14 protein-coding genes (1 of these 14 cut by a window edge) are annotated in these 17,221 nt (G+C 69.4%); 5 read left to right on the forward strand and 9 right to left on the reverse strand.

What is annotated here, in order from left to right; genetic code table 11:
* Positions 1-185 precede the first annotated feature (185 nt).
* Positions 186-2,474 carry a transglycosylase domain-containing protein gene (locus tag ADK57_RS12025; RefSeq protein ID WP_053749395.1) on the forward strand — a complete coding sequence of 763 codons (2,289 nt, stop codon included), beginning with the start codon at positions 186-188 and terminating at the stop codon, positions 2,472-2,474.
* An 87-nt stretch (positions 2,475-2,561) separates the two neighbouring features.
* Here the strand turns inward: ADK57_RS12025 and ADK57_RS12030 are convergent, their stop codons facing one another.
* The 5 genes from ADK57_RS12030 to ADK57_RS12050 form a co-directional block, all read right to left on the reverse strand.
* Complete coding sequence (locus ADK57_RS12030; protein ID WP_053749396.1) at positions 2,562-4,016, reverse strand: catalase; 1,455 nt, start codon at positions 4,014-4,016, stop codon at positions 2,562-2,564.
* Between the two features lie 152 nt (positions 4,017-4,168).
* Positions 4,169-6,283: an ATP-binding SpoIIE family protein phosphatase gene (locus ADK57_RS12035; protein ID WP_053749397.1), complete on the reverse strand. Its 2,115-nt coding sequence runs from the start codon at positions 6,281-6,283 to the stop codon at positions 4,169-4,171.
* Positions 6,284-6,578: 295 nt separating this feature from the next.
* Positions 6,579-7,274: a DUF402 domain-containing protein gene (locus ADK57_RS12040; protein ID WP_078973079.1), complete on the reverse strand. Its 696-nt coding sequence runs from the start codon at positions 7,272-7,274 to the stop codon at positions 6,579-6,581.
* Between the two features lie 85 nt (positions 7,275-7,359).
* Entirely contained in the window at positions 7,360-8,769 is a 1,410-nt protein-coding gene (locus ADK57_RS12045; RefSeq protein ID WP_053749399.1) for a class II fumarate hydratase, read from the reverse strand.
* A gap of 576 nt (positions 8,770-9,345) precedes the next feature.
* Positions 9,346-11,013 carry a fumarate hydratase gene (locus ADK57_RS12050; protein WP_053749509.1) on the reverse strand — a complete coding sequence of 556 codons (1,668 nt, stop codon included), beginning with the start codon at positions 11,011-11,013 and terminating at the stop codon, positions 9,346-9,348.
* A 175-nt stretch (positions 11,014-11,188) separates the two neighbouring features.
* On the opposite strand from ADK57_RS12050, the gene ADK57_RS12055 reads away from it, so the two are divergent.
* Positions 11,189-11,881: a DUF1707 SHOCT-like domain-containing protein gene (locus tag ADK57_RS12055; RefSeq protein WP_053749400.1), complete on the forward strand. Its 693-nt coding sequence runs from the start codon at positions 11,189-11,191 to the stop codon at positions 11,879-11,881.
* 171 nt (positions 11,882-12,052) lie between these two features.
* The gene (locus ADK57_RS12060; protein WP_053749401.1) at positions 12,053-12,430 is read left to right on the forward strand and encodes a WhiB family transcriptional regulator; all 378 of its coding nucleotides are present in this window, start codon (positions 12,053-12,055) and stop codon (positions 12,428-12,430) included.
* 71 nt (positions 12,431-12,501) lie between these two features.
* On the opposite strand, the gene glpX is transcribed toward ADK57_RS12060, so the two are convergent.
* Positions 12,502-13,536: a class II fructose-bisphosphatase gene (gene glpX / locus ADK57_RS12065; protein WP_053749402.1), complete on the reverse strand. Its 1,035-nt coding sequence runs from the start codon at positions 13,534-13,536 to the stop codon at positions 12,502-12,504.
* Positions 13,537-13,662: 126 nt separating this feature from the next.
* Between glpX and ADK57_RS12070 the strand changes: the two genes are divergently transcribed.
* Entirely contained in the window at positions 13,663-14,184 is a 522-nt protein-coding gene (locus tag ADK57_RS12070) for a DUF4245 domain-containing protein (protein ID WP_053749403.1), read from the forward strand.
* Between the two features lie 63 nt (positions 14,185-14,247).
* Here ADK57_RS12070 and ADK57_RS12075 read toward each other — a convergent pair whose 3' ends face one another.
* The 3 genes from ADK57_RS12075 to xseA all read right to left on the reverse strand — a co-directional run bounded on the left by ADK57_RS12075 (position 14,248) and on the right by xseA (position 16,510).
* Positions 14,248-14,838 carry a malonic semialdehyde reductase gene (locus ADK57_RS12075; protein ID WP_053749404.1) on the reverse strand — a complete coding sequence of 197 codons (591 nt, stop codon included), beginning with the start codon at positions 14,836-14,838 and terminating at the stop codon, positions 14,248-14,250.
* A gap of 220 nt (positions 14,839-15,058) precedes the next feature.
* Positions 15,059-15,292 carry an exodeoxyribonuclease VII small subunit gene (locus ADK57_RS12080; protein ID WP_053749405.1) on the reverse strand — a complete coding sequence of 78 codons (234 nt, stop codon included), beginning with the start codon at positions 15,290-15,292 and terminating at the stop codon, positions 15,059-15,061.
* 9 nt (positions 15,293-15,301) lie between these two features.
* On the reverse strand, positions 15,302-16,510 hold the full coding sequence (xseA, locus tag ADK57_RS12085) for an exodeoxyribonuclease VII large subunit (RefSeq protein ID WP_053749406.1): 1,209 nt from the start codon (positions 16,508-16,510) through the stop codon (positions 15,302-15,304).
* Positions 16,511-16,762: 252 nt separating this feature from the next.
* Here xseA and ispH point away from each other — a divergent pair, with 252 nt between their 5' ends.
* Positions 16,763-17,221, forward strand: partial view of a 4-hydroxy-3-methylbut-2-enyl diphosphate reductase gene (ispH, locus tag ADK57_RS12090; protein WP_053749407.1) — the 5' portion only. It continues 420 nt past the right edge of the window; 459 of the gene's 879 nt are visible here — the first part of the coding sequence; the start codon lies at positions 16,763-16,765; its stop codon lies off the right edge, out of view.

The raw sequence follows: 17,221 nt of genomic DNA on the forward strand, positions 1-17,221 counted from the left end.
TACCGCGTCACGGCAACCCTCAACCCCTTTCGTCGGTCAGGTTCCATGGACACGGGTGCTGATTCTCACGTCCGTAAAAGACCGGATCCAAGGCCCTTTGTCACATAGAGCGGTGTTAGCTTTCTGAGCTGACCTGAGCCACGAACCTGTGTGACAGCAGCGAACGAAGCGGAGCGAGCGGACTCATGGGACGAGCGGAAGAGAGACGAGCGCGGCAGCGCGGTGGCCGCCGCGCTGCGCCCAAGAGCCGCCGTTCGCCGGCTGCCGAGGGCGGCAAGTCCGGGAAGAGCGTCATACGCAGGCTCTTCACCTGGAAGAAGATCCTCGGCACCTTCTTCGGGCTGTGTCTGCTCGGCATCGGCGCGTTCATCGCGCTGTACATGATGGTCGACATACCCAAGGGCAACGCGGCCGCTCAGCAGCAGAGCAACGTCTACAAGTACAGCGACGGCAAGATCCTGACGCGCAAGGGCGAGACCAACCGCGAGATCGTGGGACTCAGCGAGGTCCCGAAGCCCGTCCAGTACACCTTCGTCGCGGCGGAGAACAAGAGCTTCTACACGGACGCCGGTGTCGACTTCAAGGGCACCGCTCGCGGCCTGATCAACACGCTGTCCGGCAAGGGCAAGCAGGGTGGCTCGACGATCACCCAGCAGTACGTCAAGAACTACTACCTCAACCAGGACCAGACGATCTCGCGCAAGCTGAAGGAACTGGTCATCTCGTTGAAGGTGGACCGCACGACGTCCAAGGACGACATCCTCGCGGGCTACATCAACACCAGCTACTACGGCCGCAGCGCCTACGGCATCCAGGCCGCCGCCCAGGCCTACTACCGCGTCGACGCCAAGGACCTCAGCGTCGCGCAGGGCGCCTACCTCGCCGCACTGCTCCAGGCCCCCAGCCAGTACGACTGGCAGGCCGCGACCGACACCGGCAAGCGCCTGGTGACGGCGCGCTGGAACTACGTCCTGGACAACATGGTCGAGGAGGGCTGGCTGACCAAGGCCAAGCGCGACGCCATGACGTTCCCGAAGCCGAAGGAGCCGAAGGGCGCCCCCGGCCTGGACGGTCAGAAGGGCTACCTGGTCGACCTCGCCAACCGGCAGCTCGAGGACCAGCTCATGCAGGAGCAGGGCATCTCGCGGGACGAGGCCGAGGCGCAGGTCGACAACCAGGGGTGGACCATCACCCTGAACATCGACAAGAAGAAGCAGGCCCAGCTGGAGAAGGCGGCCAAGACCCAGCTGACCAGCAAGCTGGACCCGGAGAAGCGGTCGGTCGACAAGAACATCCAGGCCGGCGCGGTCTCGGTGGACCCCAAGACGGGGAAGATCGTCGCCCTGTACGGCGGCGTCGACTACTACAAGCACTACCGCAGCAACGCGACCCGCGCCGACTACCAGCCCGCGTCGACGTTCAAGCCGGTGATCCTCGCCGCCGCGCTGGAGGACGACGCGAAGACGCAGGACGGCAAGCCGATCACCGCGAGCACGATCTACGACGGCACCAGCAAGCGTCCCGTCGAGGGCAGCGACATCGCCTTCGCGCCGGAGAACGAGGACGACCAGGACTACGGCGACGTCACCGTTCAGACGGCGATGAACAAGTCCATCAACTCCGTCTTCGCGCAACTGGGCGTCGACGTCGGCATGACCAATGTCCTGAAGGTGGCCGACAAGCTCGGCATGGACACCGCCGACCTCAAGGCGGTGCCCGCGCAGACCCTCGGCACCATGGGCGCCAGCCCGCTGCAGATGGCCGGCGTCTACGCCACCCTCGACAACCACGGCAAGAAGGTCACCCCGACCATCATCAAGTCGGCCGAGCACAACACCCGCACGGTCGAGATGCCCGACCCCATCGGCGACCAGGTGATCAGCCGCGAGGCCGCGGACACGGTCACCTCGGTCCTGACCGGCGTGGTCGACGACGGTACGGCCCGCACGTCGGTCCGCGACAACTCCGAGCGTGACGGCCAGCAGGTCGCCGGCAAGACGGGTACCTCCGACGACAACAAGTCGGCCTGGTTCACCGGCTACACGCCCGACCTGGTCACCTCGGTCGGCCTGTTCGGCGAGGACGCGAAGACCAGCGCGCAGACCAAGATGTACGGCGCCGGCGGCCTGGAACGCGTCAACGGCGGCGGCTTCCCGGCGCAGATCTGGGCGGCGTACACCTTCGGCGTCTCGGCGAAGAACTCCAGGTTCGACCTGGACACCGACCAGGGCGCGGCGGTCCGGCCGACGCAGTCGCCGACCCCGACCCGGACCCCCACCCGGACCCCGACGCAAGAGCCGACCACAGAGCCCCCGACGTCGGAACCCGAGACGACGGAACCCGAGACGTCGGAGCCGCCGTCGGAGACCCCGACTTCGACTCCGACGACCAAGCCGCCGACAACCCCGACGACCAGTCCTCCGGCGGACGGCACCACCCCGGAGGATCCGGTGGACCCGGGGGACGAGCTGTAGCAGCAGAAGGGGCGCCCGGTGTTCACCGGGCGCCCCTTCACGGAGCGCGGGGACCCGCGCGGTGCGGCCCGCAGCCGCCCGCGACGGCTACACCTCCGCGGCGATCCGGTCCCCGATGCCCTTGTCGATGTTCCGCCAGTACTGCAGGGCACGCTCCAGCACCGGTCGGGAAACCTCCTGCTTCAGATGCCCGCTGACGTTGGCCACCAGCCGGTCCCGCTGCGCATCGTCCAGCACCTGGCGGACCATCGTCCCGGCCTGCCCCCAGTCGTCGTCCTCCCGGTGCAGCTTCGTGGCCTCCCGCACCAGCTCGCCGGCGGTCTCCCAGCCCGCCGCCTCCCCGAAGCGCCCGAAGTCCGCCGCAGGTCCGCCGTACGAGTTCGGTGCATAGGGCATCGCCGCGTTGGACGGCGTGTACCGCATGGGCCCGTCCTTGGCGTACGAGTTCACCGGCGAGTGCGGTCGGTTCGGCGGCAGCTGCGCATAGTTCGGCCCGATCCGGTACCGATGCGTGTCCGGGTACGAGAACAGCCGTCCCAGCAGCATCTTGTCCGGCGACGGCCCGATCCCCGGCACCATGTTGGACGGCTCGAACGCGGCCTGCTCGATGTGGACGAAGTAGTCCTCGGGGTTCTTGTTCAGGACCATCCGGCCGACGTCGATCAGCGGGTAGTCCCCGTGCGGCCAGACCTTCGTGAGGTCGAACGGGTTGAACCGGTAGTCCGCCGCGTCCTCGAACGGCATGATCTGGACCTTCAGCGTCCAGCTCGGCGCGTTCCGGGACTCGATCGACTCGTACAGGTCCCGGCGGTGCTTGTCCGCGTCGTGCCCGGCCAGCTCGTCGGCCTCGGCCTGGGTGAGGAAGTCGATGCCCTGGTCGGTCTTGAAGTGGTACTTCACCCAGAACCGCTCACCACCGCCGTTGATCCACATATAGGTGTGGGACGAGTAGCCGTTCATGTGGCGGTACGTCTTCGGGATGCCCCGGTCGCCCATCAGCCAGGTCACCTGGTGTGCCGACTCCGGCGAGAGCGTCCAGAAGTCCCACTGCATGTCGTTGCTGCGCAGCCCGGTCCGCGGGTGGCGCTTCTGCGAGCGGATGAAGTCCTGGAACTTGATGGTGTCCCGGACGAAGAAGACCGGGGTGTTGTTCCCCACCAGGTCGTAATTGCCGTGCTCGGTGTAGAACTTGAGCGCGAAACCGCGCGGGTCGCGCCAGGTGTCGGGCGAGCCCTGCTCACCGGCGACGGTCGAGAAGCGCGCCAGCATCTCCGTACGCTTCCCGGGCTGGAAGAGGTCGGCTTTGGTGAACTGGCTCACATCGTTGGTGACTTCGAAGAATCCGTACGCGCCACTGCCCTTGGCGTGCACCACCCGCTCCGGAACCCGCTCCCGGTTGAACTGGGCCATCTTCTCGATGAGGTAGTGGTCCTGGAGCAGGATCGGGCCGTCGGGGCCGACGGTGAGCGAGTGTTCGTCGCTCTCCACCGGAATCCCGTGGTTGTTCGTGGTGTACGGAGCCTTCTGGGGTGCCTGCGTCACGAGCGTCCTCCCGTCATGAATGAGGGTCGTCAGGTCGCTTCGCTCACCCCAGCAGTCAACTGCGCCGACGGGAAGTCGGCAACATTTGGACGGGGTCCAATCCCGGTACGATTCCGAACCGGCTGCCGGGGGGAGTCCCGCAGGGGTACCCCTCAGCCACGGTTCAACTCGAACCACACCACCTTTCCCGTACTCAGCCGCGTCGCCCCCCAGCGCCGGGCCAGCCGGTTCACCAGGTACAGCCCGCGTCCGCCCTCGTCCGTGGCGCGAGCCTGCCGCAGCCGAGGCAGCTGCGGCACGTCGTCGCCGACCTCACAGCGCAGCACATCCGTCCGCAGCAACCGGAGCGTGATCGGCCGGGTGGCATAGCGCACGGCATTGGTCACGACCTCGCTGACCAGCAGCTCCACGGAGTCGGTGAGCTCCTCCATGTCCCAGCGGGACAGCGCCCGCCGGGCCAGCCGCCGGGCCCGGCCGGGGGCCGCGTCCTCCGGCTCCAGGAACCAGTACGCCACGTCACTAGGCGCGATCCCGTCGAAACGGGCGGCGAGCAGGGCGATGTCGTCGTCCCGGTCGCCCGGGCCGAGCATGTCGAGCACCTCGTCGCACAGAGCTTCGAGGGGCGGCGGATGGTCGGGTCCCGTGAGCTGCGCGGTGGCGGCGAGCTTCTCGCGCAGCTGCTCTATCCCGGTCCACACGTCCCTGAGGCGCGACTCGACGAGCCCGTCCGTGTAGAGGAGCAGGGTCGCTCCGGCCGGGGCGTCCAGTTCTACGGCCTCGAAGTCGACGCCGCCGACACCGATGGGCGCACCCGGCGGCACCCGCAGTACCTCGGCCCGGCCGCCCAGGTGCAGCAGGACGGGCGGGGGATGGCCGGCGTTGGCGATCGTGATCCGGTGCGAGACCGGGTCGTAGACGGCGTACAGGCAGGTCGCCATGCGGTCGGTGCCGAGCCGCTGGGCCTGCTCGTCGAGGTGGTGCAGCACCTCCTGCGGGGGCAGGTCGAGGCCGGCGAGGGTCTGCGCGGTGGTCCGCAGCTGGCCCATGATCGCGGCGGACGTCATGGAGTGCCCCATGACGTCACCCACCACCAGCGCCACCCGGCTGCCCGGCAGCGGGATCGCGTCGTACCAGTCGCCGCCGACCCGCGCGGTCTCGGCGGCGGGCAGATAGCGGGACGCCAGCCGTACGCCCGTGGGGCGCGGCAGCGTCTCCGGCAGCATGGTGCGCTGCAGCTCGTCGGCGATGTAGGCCTCACGGCCGTACAGCACCGCCTTGTCGATGCCCAGCGCGCTGTGCGTGGCGAGCTGGGCGGCGACCAGCAGGTCGTCCGGCTCGAAGGCGATGCGCTCCGGGCGGCGCAGGAACAGCGCGGCACCGATCACCCGGCGTCGGCCGCGCAGCGGGGCGAGGATCGCGCGCTGTCCGGAGGGTACGGCGAACTCGCAGCCCTCGCCGAGGAGTTCGGTGAGCGCGGCGCGCACGTCCGAGGTGTCCGTGAAGACGGGACGCACCCCGCGCAGCACCTCGGCGAGCGCGCTGCCGGGCCGTACCTCGCACAGCTCGGTGCCGATCGAGTCGAGCTCCGGCCGCTCCGACGGCTCCGCCTGGAGCGCCGAGCTGAACCCGCCCTCGGTGTCCCGCTCCTCCGGGATCCGGTCGGTCCGGCGCAGCCGCAGCACCAGGGGCCCGGTGGGCCGCTCGTCGCCGACCGGCAGCGGGTCGCGCAGATAGACGAGGATCGCGTCCGAGAAGGTCGGCACGGTCGCCCGGCACAGCCCCATCACGATCTCGTCGAGGTCGATGCCACGAGCGATCCGCCGGGTCGCGGCGCCCACGAACCGCAGCCGGTCCCCGTCCCGCCGCATCGGCGTGGGCCGGCCGGGCGTCAGTCCCTGGCCGGTACGGCGCTCCTGGCTTCCGGCGCTCTCGGCGCCCGGCTGGGCCGGGACCCCCTCGGGCACGGGCCGCGGACGATGCGTGTCGGGCTCCGCGGAGGCTGCGGGCTGGGAGTGCTCGGGGTCGGTACCTACGGCTCTGGTGTCCTTACCGCTCGATGTCGTCGTGCCGGGACCGGCGGGCGGCGTCTCGCCGGCGCGTGCCTGTGCCGGTAAGGCGCCGGCGCCGGGCGCGTGCGACGGCATGTCCGCGCTGTGCTCGGCGCTGTGCGGGTGGGCCGGCGTCGAGGTACGCAGGAGCGCCCCGCGGGGATCCGCGGGGTCGACGCCCGTCTGGGGCCGTTCGAAGGAGGTCGGCTGCTCCGTCACGCGTGTCGAATCCGTCCGTCCGGCGCTGAATGCCGCGCGTGCAGTTGGTCCCGCCGAAAACCCGATACCCGGAATACCTGTCCCCGGAACGGATTTCCCGCGTGGTCAGAGGCTGTTTCTGTGCCACCGGCAGGGGCGCTGCCGCCCACTTCGGTGTTGCCCTCGTACCCCTCGCTCACGTCCTGCCGCCCCTCGGTGACGATCGGTCAAGCCCAGCGCGTGCTCCGGTAGTTGTCACTGCGCGCCCTTGCGGAGGACGATCCTACGTTTCTTGCCCGGGGGCGCATCAAGGGTCTCATGAGGACATGTGCGCGGGCGTACGATCCCAGTCCTCCGGCAGAGTGGGGACACTCCAGGACGGATCGGGACGCCAGCGCTGCCAGCCGTCCGAGAACGGCGACCCCCAGGAGCGGATCACCTCCACCGCGGACCGCCCCGCCTCCCGCACCTGGTCTGCCAGTTGAGCGTCCATCAGCCCGTCCCGCTGGGCCTGCGCGAACTCGTCCTCGTCCCGCCAGTGCCAACTGCGATCGGGGTGCACGGAGATGTCGAGAAAATGATCCTCGGAGTCCACTCCGCCGCGCCAACGCGCCAGCGGCTCTTCCAGGTTCACGTACCAGTTCTTGAACCGCCAGCCCGGTTCCCAGAACAGCCACACCGACCACGGCTCGCCGGGCCGCGCCAACTTCAGCACACCCGTACCGAACCACCGGTCCCGCTGCACGGTTCGCGGCTTGGTGTAGCGGCTCTCCAACGGCTCGACGTGCACGGGCGTACCGTCCGCGAGCACCGGCTTCACACACTCGGTGCCCGGAGCCATCCACACCGCGAGCAGCTCGCTGTCGTCCTGCACGACGGTGACGGGACGCGCGATGTGGAAGCGCGCGCCGCCGTTCTCCCGGTAACGCCACAGGATCTGACTCCCGGGCGCCCAGAACACCGCCGACCCGCCCGCGTCCACTTCGGCTCTCACCGCTCCACCCTCTGCCATGCACAGATATTAGGTGCCGTAGGCATACGACGCTGCGGCGCGCGTCACGGTTCACCCGCCGGGCGCGGGGTGTGCGCGCGATTGGTTACGGGTGTGTCATCCGCAGGACATCCAACGCCTCGTCGAGCTGTTCCTCGGTGAGGTCGCCGCGTTCCACGTACCCGCCCTCGACGACGACCTGACGGATGGTCTTCCGCTCCGCCAGTGCCTTCTTGGCGACCTTCGCGGCCTCCTCGTACCCGATGTACTTGTTGAGCGGAGTCACCACGGACGGCGACGACTCGGCGTACTCCCGCGCCCGCTCCCGGTGGGCGACGATCCCGTCGACGGTCCGGTCGGCGAGCAGCCGCGACACGTTGGCCAGCAGCCGAATGGACTCCAGTACGTTCTTCGCGATGACCGGCAGCATCACGTTGAGCTCGAAGTTGCCGGCGGCTCCGGCGGTGGCGACGGTCGCGTCATTGCCGATGACCTGGGCGGAGACCATGAGCACGGCCTCCGGGATCACCGGATTGACCTTGCCGGGCATGATCGAGGACCCGGGCTGGAGGTCGGGGAGGCTGATCTCGGCGAGGCCGGTGCGCGGACCGGAGGCCATCCACCGCAGATCATTGGCGATCTTGGTGAGTGACACGGCGACGGTCCGCAGCTGCCCGCTCGTCTCGACGATCCCGTCCCGGGCTCCCTGCGCCTCGAAGTGGTCGCGGGCCTCGGTGAGCGGCAGCCCGGTGGCGTGGGCGACCTCCTCGATGACCGCGGCGGAGAACCCGGGCGGCGTGTTGATGCCGGTGCCCACGGCGGTACCGCCCAGGGGCAGCTCGGCGAGCCGGGGGAGGGACGCCTGGAGCCGCTCGACGCCGTAGCGGATCTGCGCGGCGTACCCCCCGAACTCCTGCCCCAGGGTCACCGGCGTGGCGTCCATGAGATGAGTCCGCCCCGACTTCACGACGTCCGCGAACTCCTGCGACTTGCGGGCGAGGGAGCCGGCGAGGTGTTCGAGGGCCGGGACGAGATCCCGGGTGACGGCGGCGGTGGCGGCGATGTGGATGGACGAGGGGAAGACGTCGTTGGACGACTGGGACGCGTTGACGTGGTCGTTGGGATGTACGCCCCGCCCGAGCCGCTCGGTCGCCAGCGTGGCGATGACCTCGTTGGTGTTCATGTTGGACGAGGTGCCGGACCCGGTCTGGAACACGTCGACGGGAAAGTGCGCGTCCCAGTCCCCTCGGGCAACCTCCCCGGCAGCTTCCTGGATGGCCTCGGCGACGTCCTTGTCGAGCACCCCGAGGCTCGCGTTGACCTTCGCGGCGGCTCCCTTGATCCGGGCGAGCGCCTCGATGTGGGCCCGTTCGAGGTGCTGCCCGGAGATGGGGAAGTTCTCGATCGCCCGCTGGGTCTGGGCCCGCCACTTCGCGTCCGCGGGGACTCGGACCTCGCCCATGGAGTCGTGCTCGATCCGGTAGCGCTGGTTGCCGTCGTCGGCAGTCGTCGTCATCGTCGTACCTCCAGGTAGGAGAGCATGGCCGCGCGAGGGCGTATTCCCCTGCTGGTTCCCCTGTCAGCATGATCTTCACGACCACGCTTGTCGCAACACCGGCACCCGACAGGAGCAGCGAGCACGACCACCGAGTCCGACCGACCGGGACCACCGAGTCCGACCGACCGCGAGACGAGACCCCCCTTCCACCCAACCGAGCCGGGCGGCGAGGCACTCTTCTGCACGTCACCGAGCCAGGCGGCGAGGCACTCTCCTGCGCCTCACCGAGTCGGGCGGCGAGGAACTTACCTTCGCCGCACCGAGTCGGTCGGCGAGGCACTCACCTCCGCCCCACCGCGCCGGGAAGCGAGGCACTCACCTCCGCTCCACCGAGTCGGGCGGCAAGGCCCGCCCTTCGACCAACCGGGTCGGCAGGCGAGTTCCGCCCTTCGACCGACCGAGTCGGGTGGTGGGTGGGCGAAGGCCCGGGGGTCCAGGGGGCGGAGCCCCCTGGCGGGGTCGAAGGGGCGGAGCCCCTGGGGATGGGACGGGTAGGGGCGGCGGGGGCGAGACAAACCCGCCGCCTCACCACACTTACGCCAGCCCCGGCCCCCGCACGGGAATCGACGTGAACGTAGGCGCCGGCGCCGGATCCTGGAAGAAGTCGTTGCCCTTGTCGTCGACGACGATGAACGCCGGGAAGTCCTCGACCTCGATCTTCCAGACCGCCTCCATGCCGAGCTCCTCGTACTCGACGACCTCGACCTTCTTGATGCAGTCCTGCGCGAGCCGCGCGGCGGGGCCGCCGATGGAACCGAGGTAGAAGCCGCCGTGCGCGTCGCACGCGTTGGTGACCTGCGCCGACCGGTTGCCCTTCGCCAGCATCACCTTGGAGCCGCCCGCCGCCTGGAACTGCTCCACGTAGGAGTCCATGCGACCGGCCGTCGTCGGCCCGAAGGAACCGGACGCGTACCCCTCGGGCGTCTTCGCGGGACCCGCGTAGTACACCGGGTGGTCCTTCAGGTACTGCGGCATGTCCTCGCCGGCGTCCAGCCGCTCCTTGATCTTGGCGTGCGCGATGTCACGAGCCACGACCAGCGGTCCGGTCAGCGAAAGCCGCGTCTTCACCGGGTACTTGGTGAGCTCGGCGAGGATGTGGTCCATCGGCTGGTTGAGGTCGATCTTCACCACGTCGCCGTCGGACTCGAGGTGCTCGTCCGTGGTCTCCGGCAGGAACCGCGCCGGGTCCGTCTCCAACTGCTCCAGGAAGACACCCTCGGCGGTGATCTTCGCGACGGCCTGCCGGTCGGCGGAGCACGACACCGCGATGGCGACGGGGCACGAGGCCCCGTGTCGCGGAAGCCGCACGACCCGCACGTCGTGGCAGAAGTACTTGCCGCCGAACTGCGCCCCGATGCCGATCTTCTGCGTCAGCTCGAAGACCTTCTCCTCGAGCTCCTTGTCCCGGAAGCCTTGACCCAGCTCCGAACCCTCGGCGGGGATCTCGTCCAGGTAGTGCGCGGAGGCGTACTTGGCGGTCTTCAGCGCGTACTCGGCGGACGTACCGCCGACGACGATCGCCAGGTGGTACGGCGGGCAGGCGGCCGTACCCAGCGAACGGATCTTCTCCTCCAGGAACTTCATCATGGAGGCCTCGTTCAGGACGGCCTTCGTCTCCTGGTAGAGGAAGGACTTGTTGGCGCTGCCGCCGCCCTTCGCCATGAACAGGAACTTGTAGGCGCCGCCGTCGGTGGCGTACAGCTCGATCTGGGCCGGCAGGTTGGAGCCGGTGTTCTTCTCCTCCCACATGGTGAGAGGGGCCATCTGCGAGTAGCGCAGGTTCAGGTTCAGGTAGGCGTCGTAGATGCCGCGCGAGAGGGCCGACTCGTCGCCGCCCTCCGTGAGCACGTTCTGCCCGCGCTTGCCCATGACGATCGCCGTGCCGGTGTCCTGGCACATCGGCAGCACGCCCGCGGCCGCGATGTTCGCGTTCTTGAGGAGGTCCAGCGCCACGAACTTGTCGTTGCCCGACGCCTCGGGGTCGTCGATGATCCGGCGCAGCTGGGCCAGGTGGGCCGGGCGCAGGTAGTGCTGGATGTCGTGGATGGCCTCCTCGGCGAGCTTGCGCAGCGCCTCCGGCTCGACCTTGAGGAACGTCCGCCCGTCGGCCTCGAAGGTGGAGACACCCTCTGAGGTCACCAGCCGGTACGGGGTGGTGTCCTCTCCCATGGGGAGCAGATCGGTGTACGCGAACTCAGGCATCTCGCCCATTCCTCACTCGACAGACGGCCGCTGGCCTCCATTGGCAGCGTCCACCAGCGTAGAACCTGCCGCCGCCGGCGCTCTTGTGAGGTAATCCTCAGTTGGCCGGATCAAGCCGGGGCGAGGTTGTCCACAGCCCTAGTCGCGATCTATCGCGTTTGGGTACGCTGCTGCCGTGGACCTTCAGAAGCACACCGAACCGCAGGTGCAGAACCCCGCAGATCTGCGCGCCTCGGACGCCGAGCGCGACCGGATCGCCGACATCCTGCGCGAGGCTCTCGCCGAGGGCCGTCTCACCGCCGACGAGCACGCCGAGCGGGTCGAGGGGGTGCTGAACGCCAAGACGGTGGGCGAGCTGGAGGTCTTCATACGGGACCTGCCGGCCGCCCACGAGCGCCGGGCCACCCCCCTCTACACCCCGGCCCCCAACCGTCCCACCGACGCCATCCCGCACGACCCGGACGACAACGTGGTGGCGGTCTTCAGCAGTGCCGTCCGCAAGGGCCGCTGGCGAGCGGGCCGCCGTATCCACGCGTACGCCGTCTTCGGCAGCGTCGAGATCGACCTCAGCGAGGCGATCTTCGAGTACCGGCAGGTCGTCATCAAGGCGATCTCGGTCTTCGGCAACGTCGAGGTCCGCGTGCCGGAGAACGTCTCGCTGCGCGGCACCGGTGGCGGCGTCCTCGGCAACTTCGAGGTGGGCACCCTGGATTCGGCCGACCCCGACGCCCCCGTCGTCTACCTGGACGGCTGGGCCGTGCTCGGCAACATCGAGGGCAGGCCCAAGCGTGGCAAGCTCGTCGCGGACATCCTCGACCGTGTGCACCGCAAGGTCGACAAGAGTTTGCGCAAGCACCTGGATCATTGACGGTTGTGAATTCGACGGGATGCGAAGCGGAACGGATCATCGTCCGTCGCGCCCGAGAGCGCGCACACCCCCGGAATCCAGCGGTTCGGAACTCAGTGCATAGGCGCGCGCACAGCGGGTAGGCCTTGCTGCATCGTCGCTCGCTCGCGAAGCCGTCGTCAGGAGTAGACCGTGCTGCAACCGCCGCATTCGTCCCTGCAGGTAGCTGCCGTTCCGGCCCAGCGGGTGCCAGTGCGGGACAGGGACCAAGACGCACCCTGGCACACCGAGGCGGTGTGCCGGCGCGACGAGGCCGGCCTGTTCTTCGCACCGTCCAAGGAACCCACCGCCGCCCGGCTCTCCCGCGAGCAGGCCGCGAAGCGCGTCTGTTCGGGCTGCCCCGTCATGGTCGAGTGCCGCGAGCACGCGCTCCTGCAACCGGAACCCTACGGAGTCTGGGGCGGCCTGACCGCCGCCGAACGCCGAGTGGTCCTGGCAAGGCGCCGCCGCCGCGACCTGGAGTTGAAGAAGGCGGCAAGGTCAGCGGACCGCATAGCGGCAGCGGGCTGACCTGCCCCCTCTTGTACGCCGATGGGGCGCCCCCACCGCACCGGGGGCGCCCCGTCGAACCTTCGGCGAACCTACTTCGCCCGATCGAAATCAATCGCGCTGTACGCCCGCAGCTTGCTCAACCGGTGCTCGGAGTCGATCCTCCGCACCGTCCCCGACTTCGACCGCATCACGATCGAGTCGGTCGTGGCGGTCTCCGACCGGTACCGCACGCCCCGCAGCAGCTCCCCGTCGGTGATCCCGGTCGCCACGAAGAACACGTTCTCGCCGGAGACCAGGTCGTCGGTCGTCAGCACGCGGTCCAGATCGTGCCCCGCGTCGATCGCCCGCTGCCGCTCCTCGTCGTCCTTCGGCCACAGCTTGCCCTGGATCGTGCCGCCCAGACACTTCACGGCACAGGCCGAGATGATGCCCTCCGGCGTGCCGCCGACGCCGAGCAGCAGGTCGACGCCGGTGCCCTCGCGCAGCGCCAGGATCGAGCCGGCCACGTCGCCGTCGGAGATCAGCCTGATGCGCGCGCCGGTCTCCCGGACCTCCTCGATGAGGCCCTGGTGCCGCGGCCGGTCCAGGATGACGACGGTGACGTCCTCGGGCGTGGACCGCTTGGCCTTGGCGACCCGGCGGATGTTCACGGACACGGGCGCGTTGATGTCGACGAAGTCGGCGGCCTCGGGCCCGGTGACCAGCTTGTCCATGTAGAAGACGGCGGACGGGTCGAACATCGACCCGCGGTCGGCGGCGGCCAGCACCGCGATCGCGTTCGTCATGCCCTTCGCGGTCAGCGTGGTGCCGTCGATCGGGTCGACGGCGATGTCGCACTCGGGCCCGGTCCCGTCGCCGACGCGCTCTCCGTTGAAGAGCATCGGGGCCTCGTCCTTCTCGCCCTCACCGATGACGACGACGCCGTTCATCGAGACGGTGGAGACGAGGGTGCGCATGGCCCGGACCGCGGCGCCGTCGGCGCCGTTCTTGTCGCCGCGCCCGACCCAGCGGCCCGCGGCCATCGCCGCGGCTTCGGTCACCCGGACGAGTTCCAGGGCGAGGTTGCGGTCGGGAGCCTCGGAGGGAACCTCGAGCTCGGACGGCAGATGATGATGCTCGGTCATCGGAGCGCACCTTTCTGATACGACGACGGCCGGATGAGGGTATGAGCCCGACTCTATCGTCAGGCAGACAAAATGAGCAGGGGGCCCCACGGATGAGCGGACCAGGGCACCTGCGACGATAGGGACGTGGCAGGTTCGAACGGTAAGCAGAAGACGGTCCGGGACATGATCCTTTCCCTGGGTCTGATCGGGCTCATGGCGGGTGTCATCTACCTCTTCATCCCGCACGACGACTCCGCTCCGGAGATCAAGAAGGTCGACTACCGGGTCGAGCTGCTCACGGCACGCCGCGCCGCGTCCTACCCGGTGGCCGCGCCCGAGGGCCTCTCCGCCGACTGGAAGGCCACCTCCGTCCGCTTCCAGGGTGACGACTTCGACGCCTGGCACCTCGGCTTCCAGGCGCCCGACGGGGAGTACGTCCAGGTCGAGCAGTCGACTCAGAAGCCGTCCGCGTTCATCGACGACGCCAGCCAGGGCGGCAAGGCCACGAAGGCCACGCAGGAGATCGACGGCCGCACCTGGACGCGGTACACGGGCGGCCGCTACGACGCGCTCGTGCACGAGGGCGACGGCGCGACGACGGTGGTGGCGGGCACGGGTTCCTTCGACCGGCTGACGGAGATGGCCGGGGCGCTGAAGATGACGTGAGCCCGCCCGCCAGGACATGACGAAGGCCCCCGGCGCTGCCGGGGGCCTCTTGTGTGAACCGCGTCAGACGGTCGTGACGACCTCGTCGAACGCCAGGCGCGGGGAGCGCGGGAACCAGGCGTCCTCGCCCGGCTTGCCGATGTTGACGACCATCAGCGGGGTGTGGTCGTCGTCCAGGAACTCCTTGCGGACACCCTCGAAGTCCAGGCCGGTCATCGGGCCGGCGGCGAGGCCCGCGGCGCGGACGCCGATGATGAAGTACGCGGCCTGCAGGGCGGCGTTCAGCGAGGCGGCACCCTCACGGGCGGAGCGCTCGCCGAAGAAGACGTCCTTGGCCTGCGGGAAGTGCGGGAACAGCTCCGGCAGCTCCTCGTGGAACTCGTTGTCCGCGGAGAGGATCGCGACCAGCGGGGCCGTGGCGGTCTTCGGCTGGTTGCCCTCGGCCATGTGCTGGACCAGGCGCTCACGGGCCTCGGCGGAGCGGACCAGGGTGATGCGCAGCGGGGACTGATTGAAGGCGGTCGGACCGTACTTGACCAGGTCGTAGATCGCCTGCACCTGCTCGTCGGTCACGGGCTCGTCGGAGAAGGTGTTCGCGGTGCGGGCCTCGCGGAACAGGAGGTCCTGGGCGGCGGGGTCGAGTACGAGAGACATGCGTGAACTTCCTCGGGATGGCGCCGGGATCCGTACCGGACCGTGGTCCGGATCGGCTGACGGTGCCGACGGTACGCCAATGAAGGTTCAACCTTCAACAAAAGTCGGGGCGTGGTGATCCGCCTCACAGCAGACCCGTTCTACAGCGGACCGCTTCGCAGCAGACTGCTCGGCTCAGACCGCTTCACGCGGACCGCCTGCCGACAGACCGGGCGAACGGCTACTCGCCGTCCTCCGCCTCTCCTTCGCCGTCCTCCTCGGCCAGCGCCGCGTCCAACCGCGCCCGCGCCCCCTCCAGCCAGCGCCGGCACACCTTCGCCAGCTCCTCGCCCCGCTCCCAGAGCGCGAGGGACTCCTCCAGCGTCGTACCGCCCGCCTCCAGCCGCCGTACGACGTCGATCAGCTCGTCCCGCGCCTGCTCGTACCCGAGCGCCTCTTCCGCCTTGCTGCTCATTCGCCCACCCTATGCATCGACTCGAACGACGAACTCACCCTCGGCGACCCGCGCCCGCAGGATCTCCTGCCCCGTGACCTCGCCGGGGTCGCGGACGACATGCCCGTCGGTCTTCTGCAGCACGGCGTACCCCCGCTGGAGGGTGGCGGCGGGGGAGAGGGCCACCACGCGCGCGTGCGTGTGCGTCAGCTCGGAGTCGGCGCGGTCGAGGTGGTGGCCGAGGGTGCGCCGGCCGCGGTCGAGGAGGGACGCGACCTGGTCGGCCCGTTCGTCGATCATCCGGTGCGGATCCTCTATCACCGGCCGGGCGAGCGCGTGGGCGAGCCCGCGTTCCTCCCGGTCGATGAACCCCTGCACACACCGCCGGGCCCGGTCCCGCAGCATCCGGACGCGCTCGTACTCCTCACCGACGTCCGGCACGACCTTCTTCGCGGCGTCCGTCGGGGTGGAGGCGCGCAGATCCGCGACGTAGTCGAGGAGCGGCGTGTCGGGTTCGTGCCCGATGGCGGACACGACGGGGGTACGGCATTCCGCCACGGTCCTGATGAGCTGCTCGTCGGAGAAGGGCAGCAGGTCCTCCACGCTGCCACCCCCACGGGCGACGACGATGACGTCCACGTCGTCGATCGCGTCGAGTTCCTTGACGGCCTGCACGACCTGCGGCACGGCGTGCACGCCCTGCACGGCCACGTTGCGCACCTCGAAGCGGACGGCGGGCCAGCGGTGCCGGGCGTTCTCCAGCACGTCCCGCTCCGCGGCGGAGGCCCGCCCGCAGACCAGCCCGACGAGCTGGGGCAGGAAGGGCAGCGGCTTCTTCCGCTCCGGCGCGAACAACCCCTCGGCGGCAAGGGCCTTCTTCAACTGCTCAAGACGAGCGAGGAGCTCCCCGACCCCCACCGGCCTTATCTCGGCGGCCCGCAAGGACAGTTGACCCCGCGGGGCGTACCACTCGGGCTTCGCGAGTACGACGACCCGCGCACCCTCGCTGACGACATCGGCTACGGCGTCGAACACCTGCCGATAACAGGTGACGCTGACGGAGATGTCGTACGAAGGGTCACGCAGGGTCAGGAACACCACCCCCGCCCCCGGCCGCCGCGACAACTGAGTGATCTGCCCCTCCACCCACACGGCCCCGAGCCGGTCGATCCACCCCCCGATGAGCCGGGATACCTCACCGACGGGCAGGGGCGTTTCGGGGGACGAGTTGACAGCCATGCCGCGAGAGTAACGGCCACGTACGACAACGCACCGCCACCGGGAGCTCCGCCCTCGGACGCCCGGCCTTCGGCTACCGCACGGCCCCGCCCCGACCCCGCCGCCCGACCCACACCAGCACCCCGACCACGAACCACACGGCCCCCACCACCTGCGCGGCCTCCGACGCCTCCACGATCACCCCGCTCACCGCCGGTCTCCGCACCGACCCGACACACACGCGATCTTTGACCCGCGGAACGCGGCCGTACGATGGGGTGCATGACTGCTTCGCCTGGCCGCCGTGTCCTGCTCGCCGCCCCCCGTGGCTACTGCGCGGGTGTGGACCGCGCCGTGATCGCCGTCGAGAAGGCCCTGGAGCAGTACGGAGCTCCGGTCTACGTCCGGCACGAGATCGTCCACAACAAGTACGTCGTCCAGACCCTGGAGAAGAAGGGCGCCATCTTCGTCGAACGGACGGAGGAGGTGCCGCCGGGCAACATCGTCATGTTCTCCGCGCACGGCGTCGCACCGACCGTCCACGAAGAGGCCGAGCAGGGCCGGCTCGCCACCATCGACGCGACCTGCCCGCTGGTCACCAAGGTCCACAAGGAAGCCGTCCGCTTCGCGGGCGAGGACTACGACATCCTCCTGATCGGGCACGAGGGCCACGAGGAGGTCATCGGCACCTCCGGCGAGGCCCCCGACCACATCCAGCTCGTCGACGGCCCC

Source organism: Streptomyces sp. MMG1533, assembly GCF_001279775.1.
Classification (GTDB): Bacteria; Actinomycetota; Actinomycetes; order Streptomycetales; family Streptomycetaceae; genus Streptomyces.

Coding starts and splice junctions, on each gene's coding strand:
- ADK57_RS12025 (WP_053749395.1), top strand. CDS start 186: ATGGGACGAGCGGAAGAGAGACGAGCGCGGCAGCGCGGTGGCCGCCGC.
- ADK57_RS12040 (WP_078973079.1), bottom strand. CDS start 7,274: ATGGCAGAGGGTGGAGCGGTGAGAGCCGAAGTGGACGCGGGCGGGTCG.
- ADK57_RS12045 (WP_053749399.1), bottom strand. CDS start 8,769: ATGACGACGACTGCCGACGACGGCAACCAGCGCTACCGGATCGAGCAC.
- ADK57_RS12050 (WP_053749509.1), bottom strand. CDS start 11,013: ATGCCTGAGTTCGCGTACACCGATCTGCTCCCCATGGGAGAGGACACC.
- glpX (WP_053749402.1), bottom strand. CDS start 13,536: ATGACCGAGCATCATCATCTGCCGTCCGAGCTCGAGGTTCCCTCCGAG.
- ADK57_RS12075 (WP_053749404.1), bottom strand. CDS start 14,838: ATGTCTCTCGTACTCGACCCCGCCGCCCAGGACCTCCTGTTCCGCGAG.
- ADK57_RS12080 (WP_053749405.1), bottom strand. CDS start 15,292: ATGAGCAGCAAGGCGGAAGAGGCGCTCGGGTACGAGCAGGCGCGGGAC.
- xseA (WP_053749406.1), bottom strand. CDS start 16,510: ATGGCTGTCAACTCGTCCCCCGAAACGCCCCTGCCCGTCGGTGAGGTA.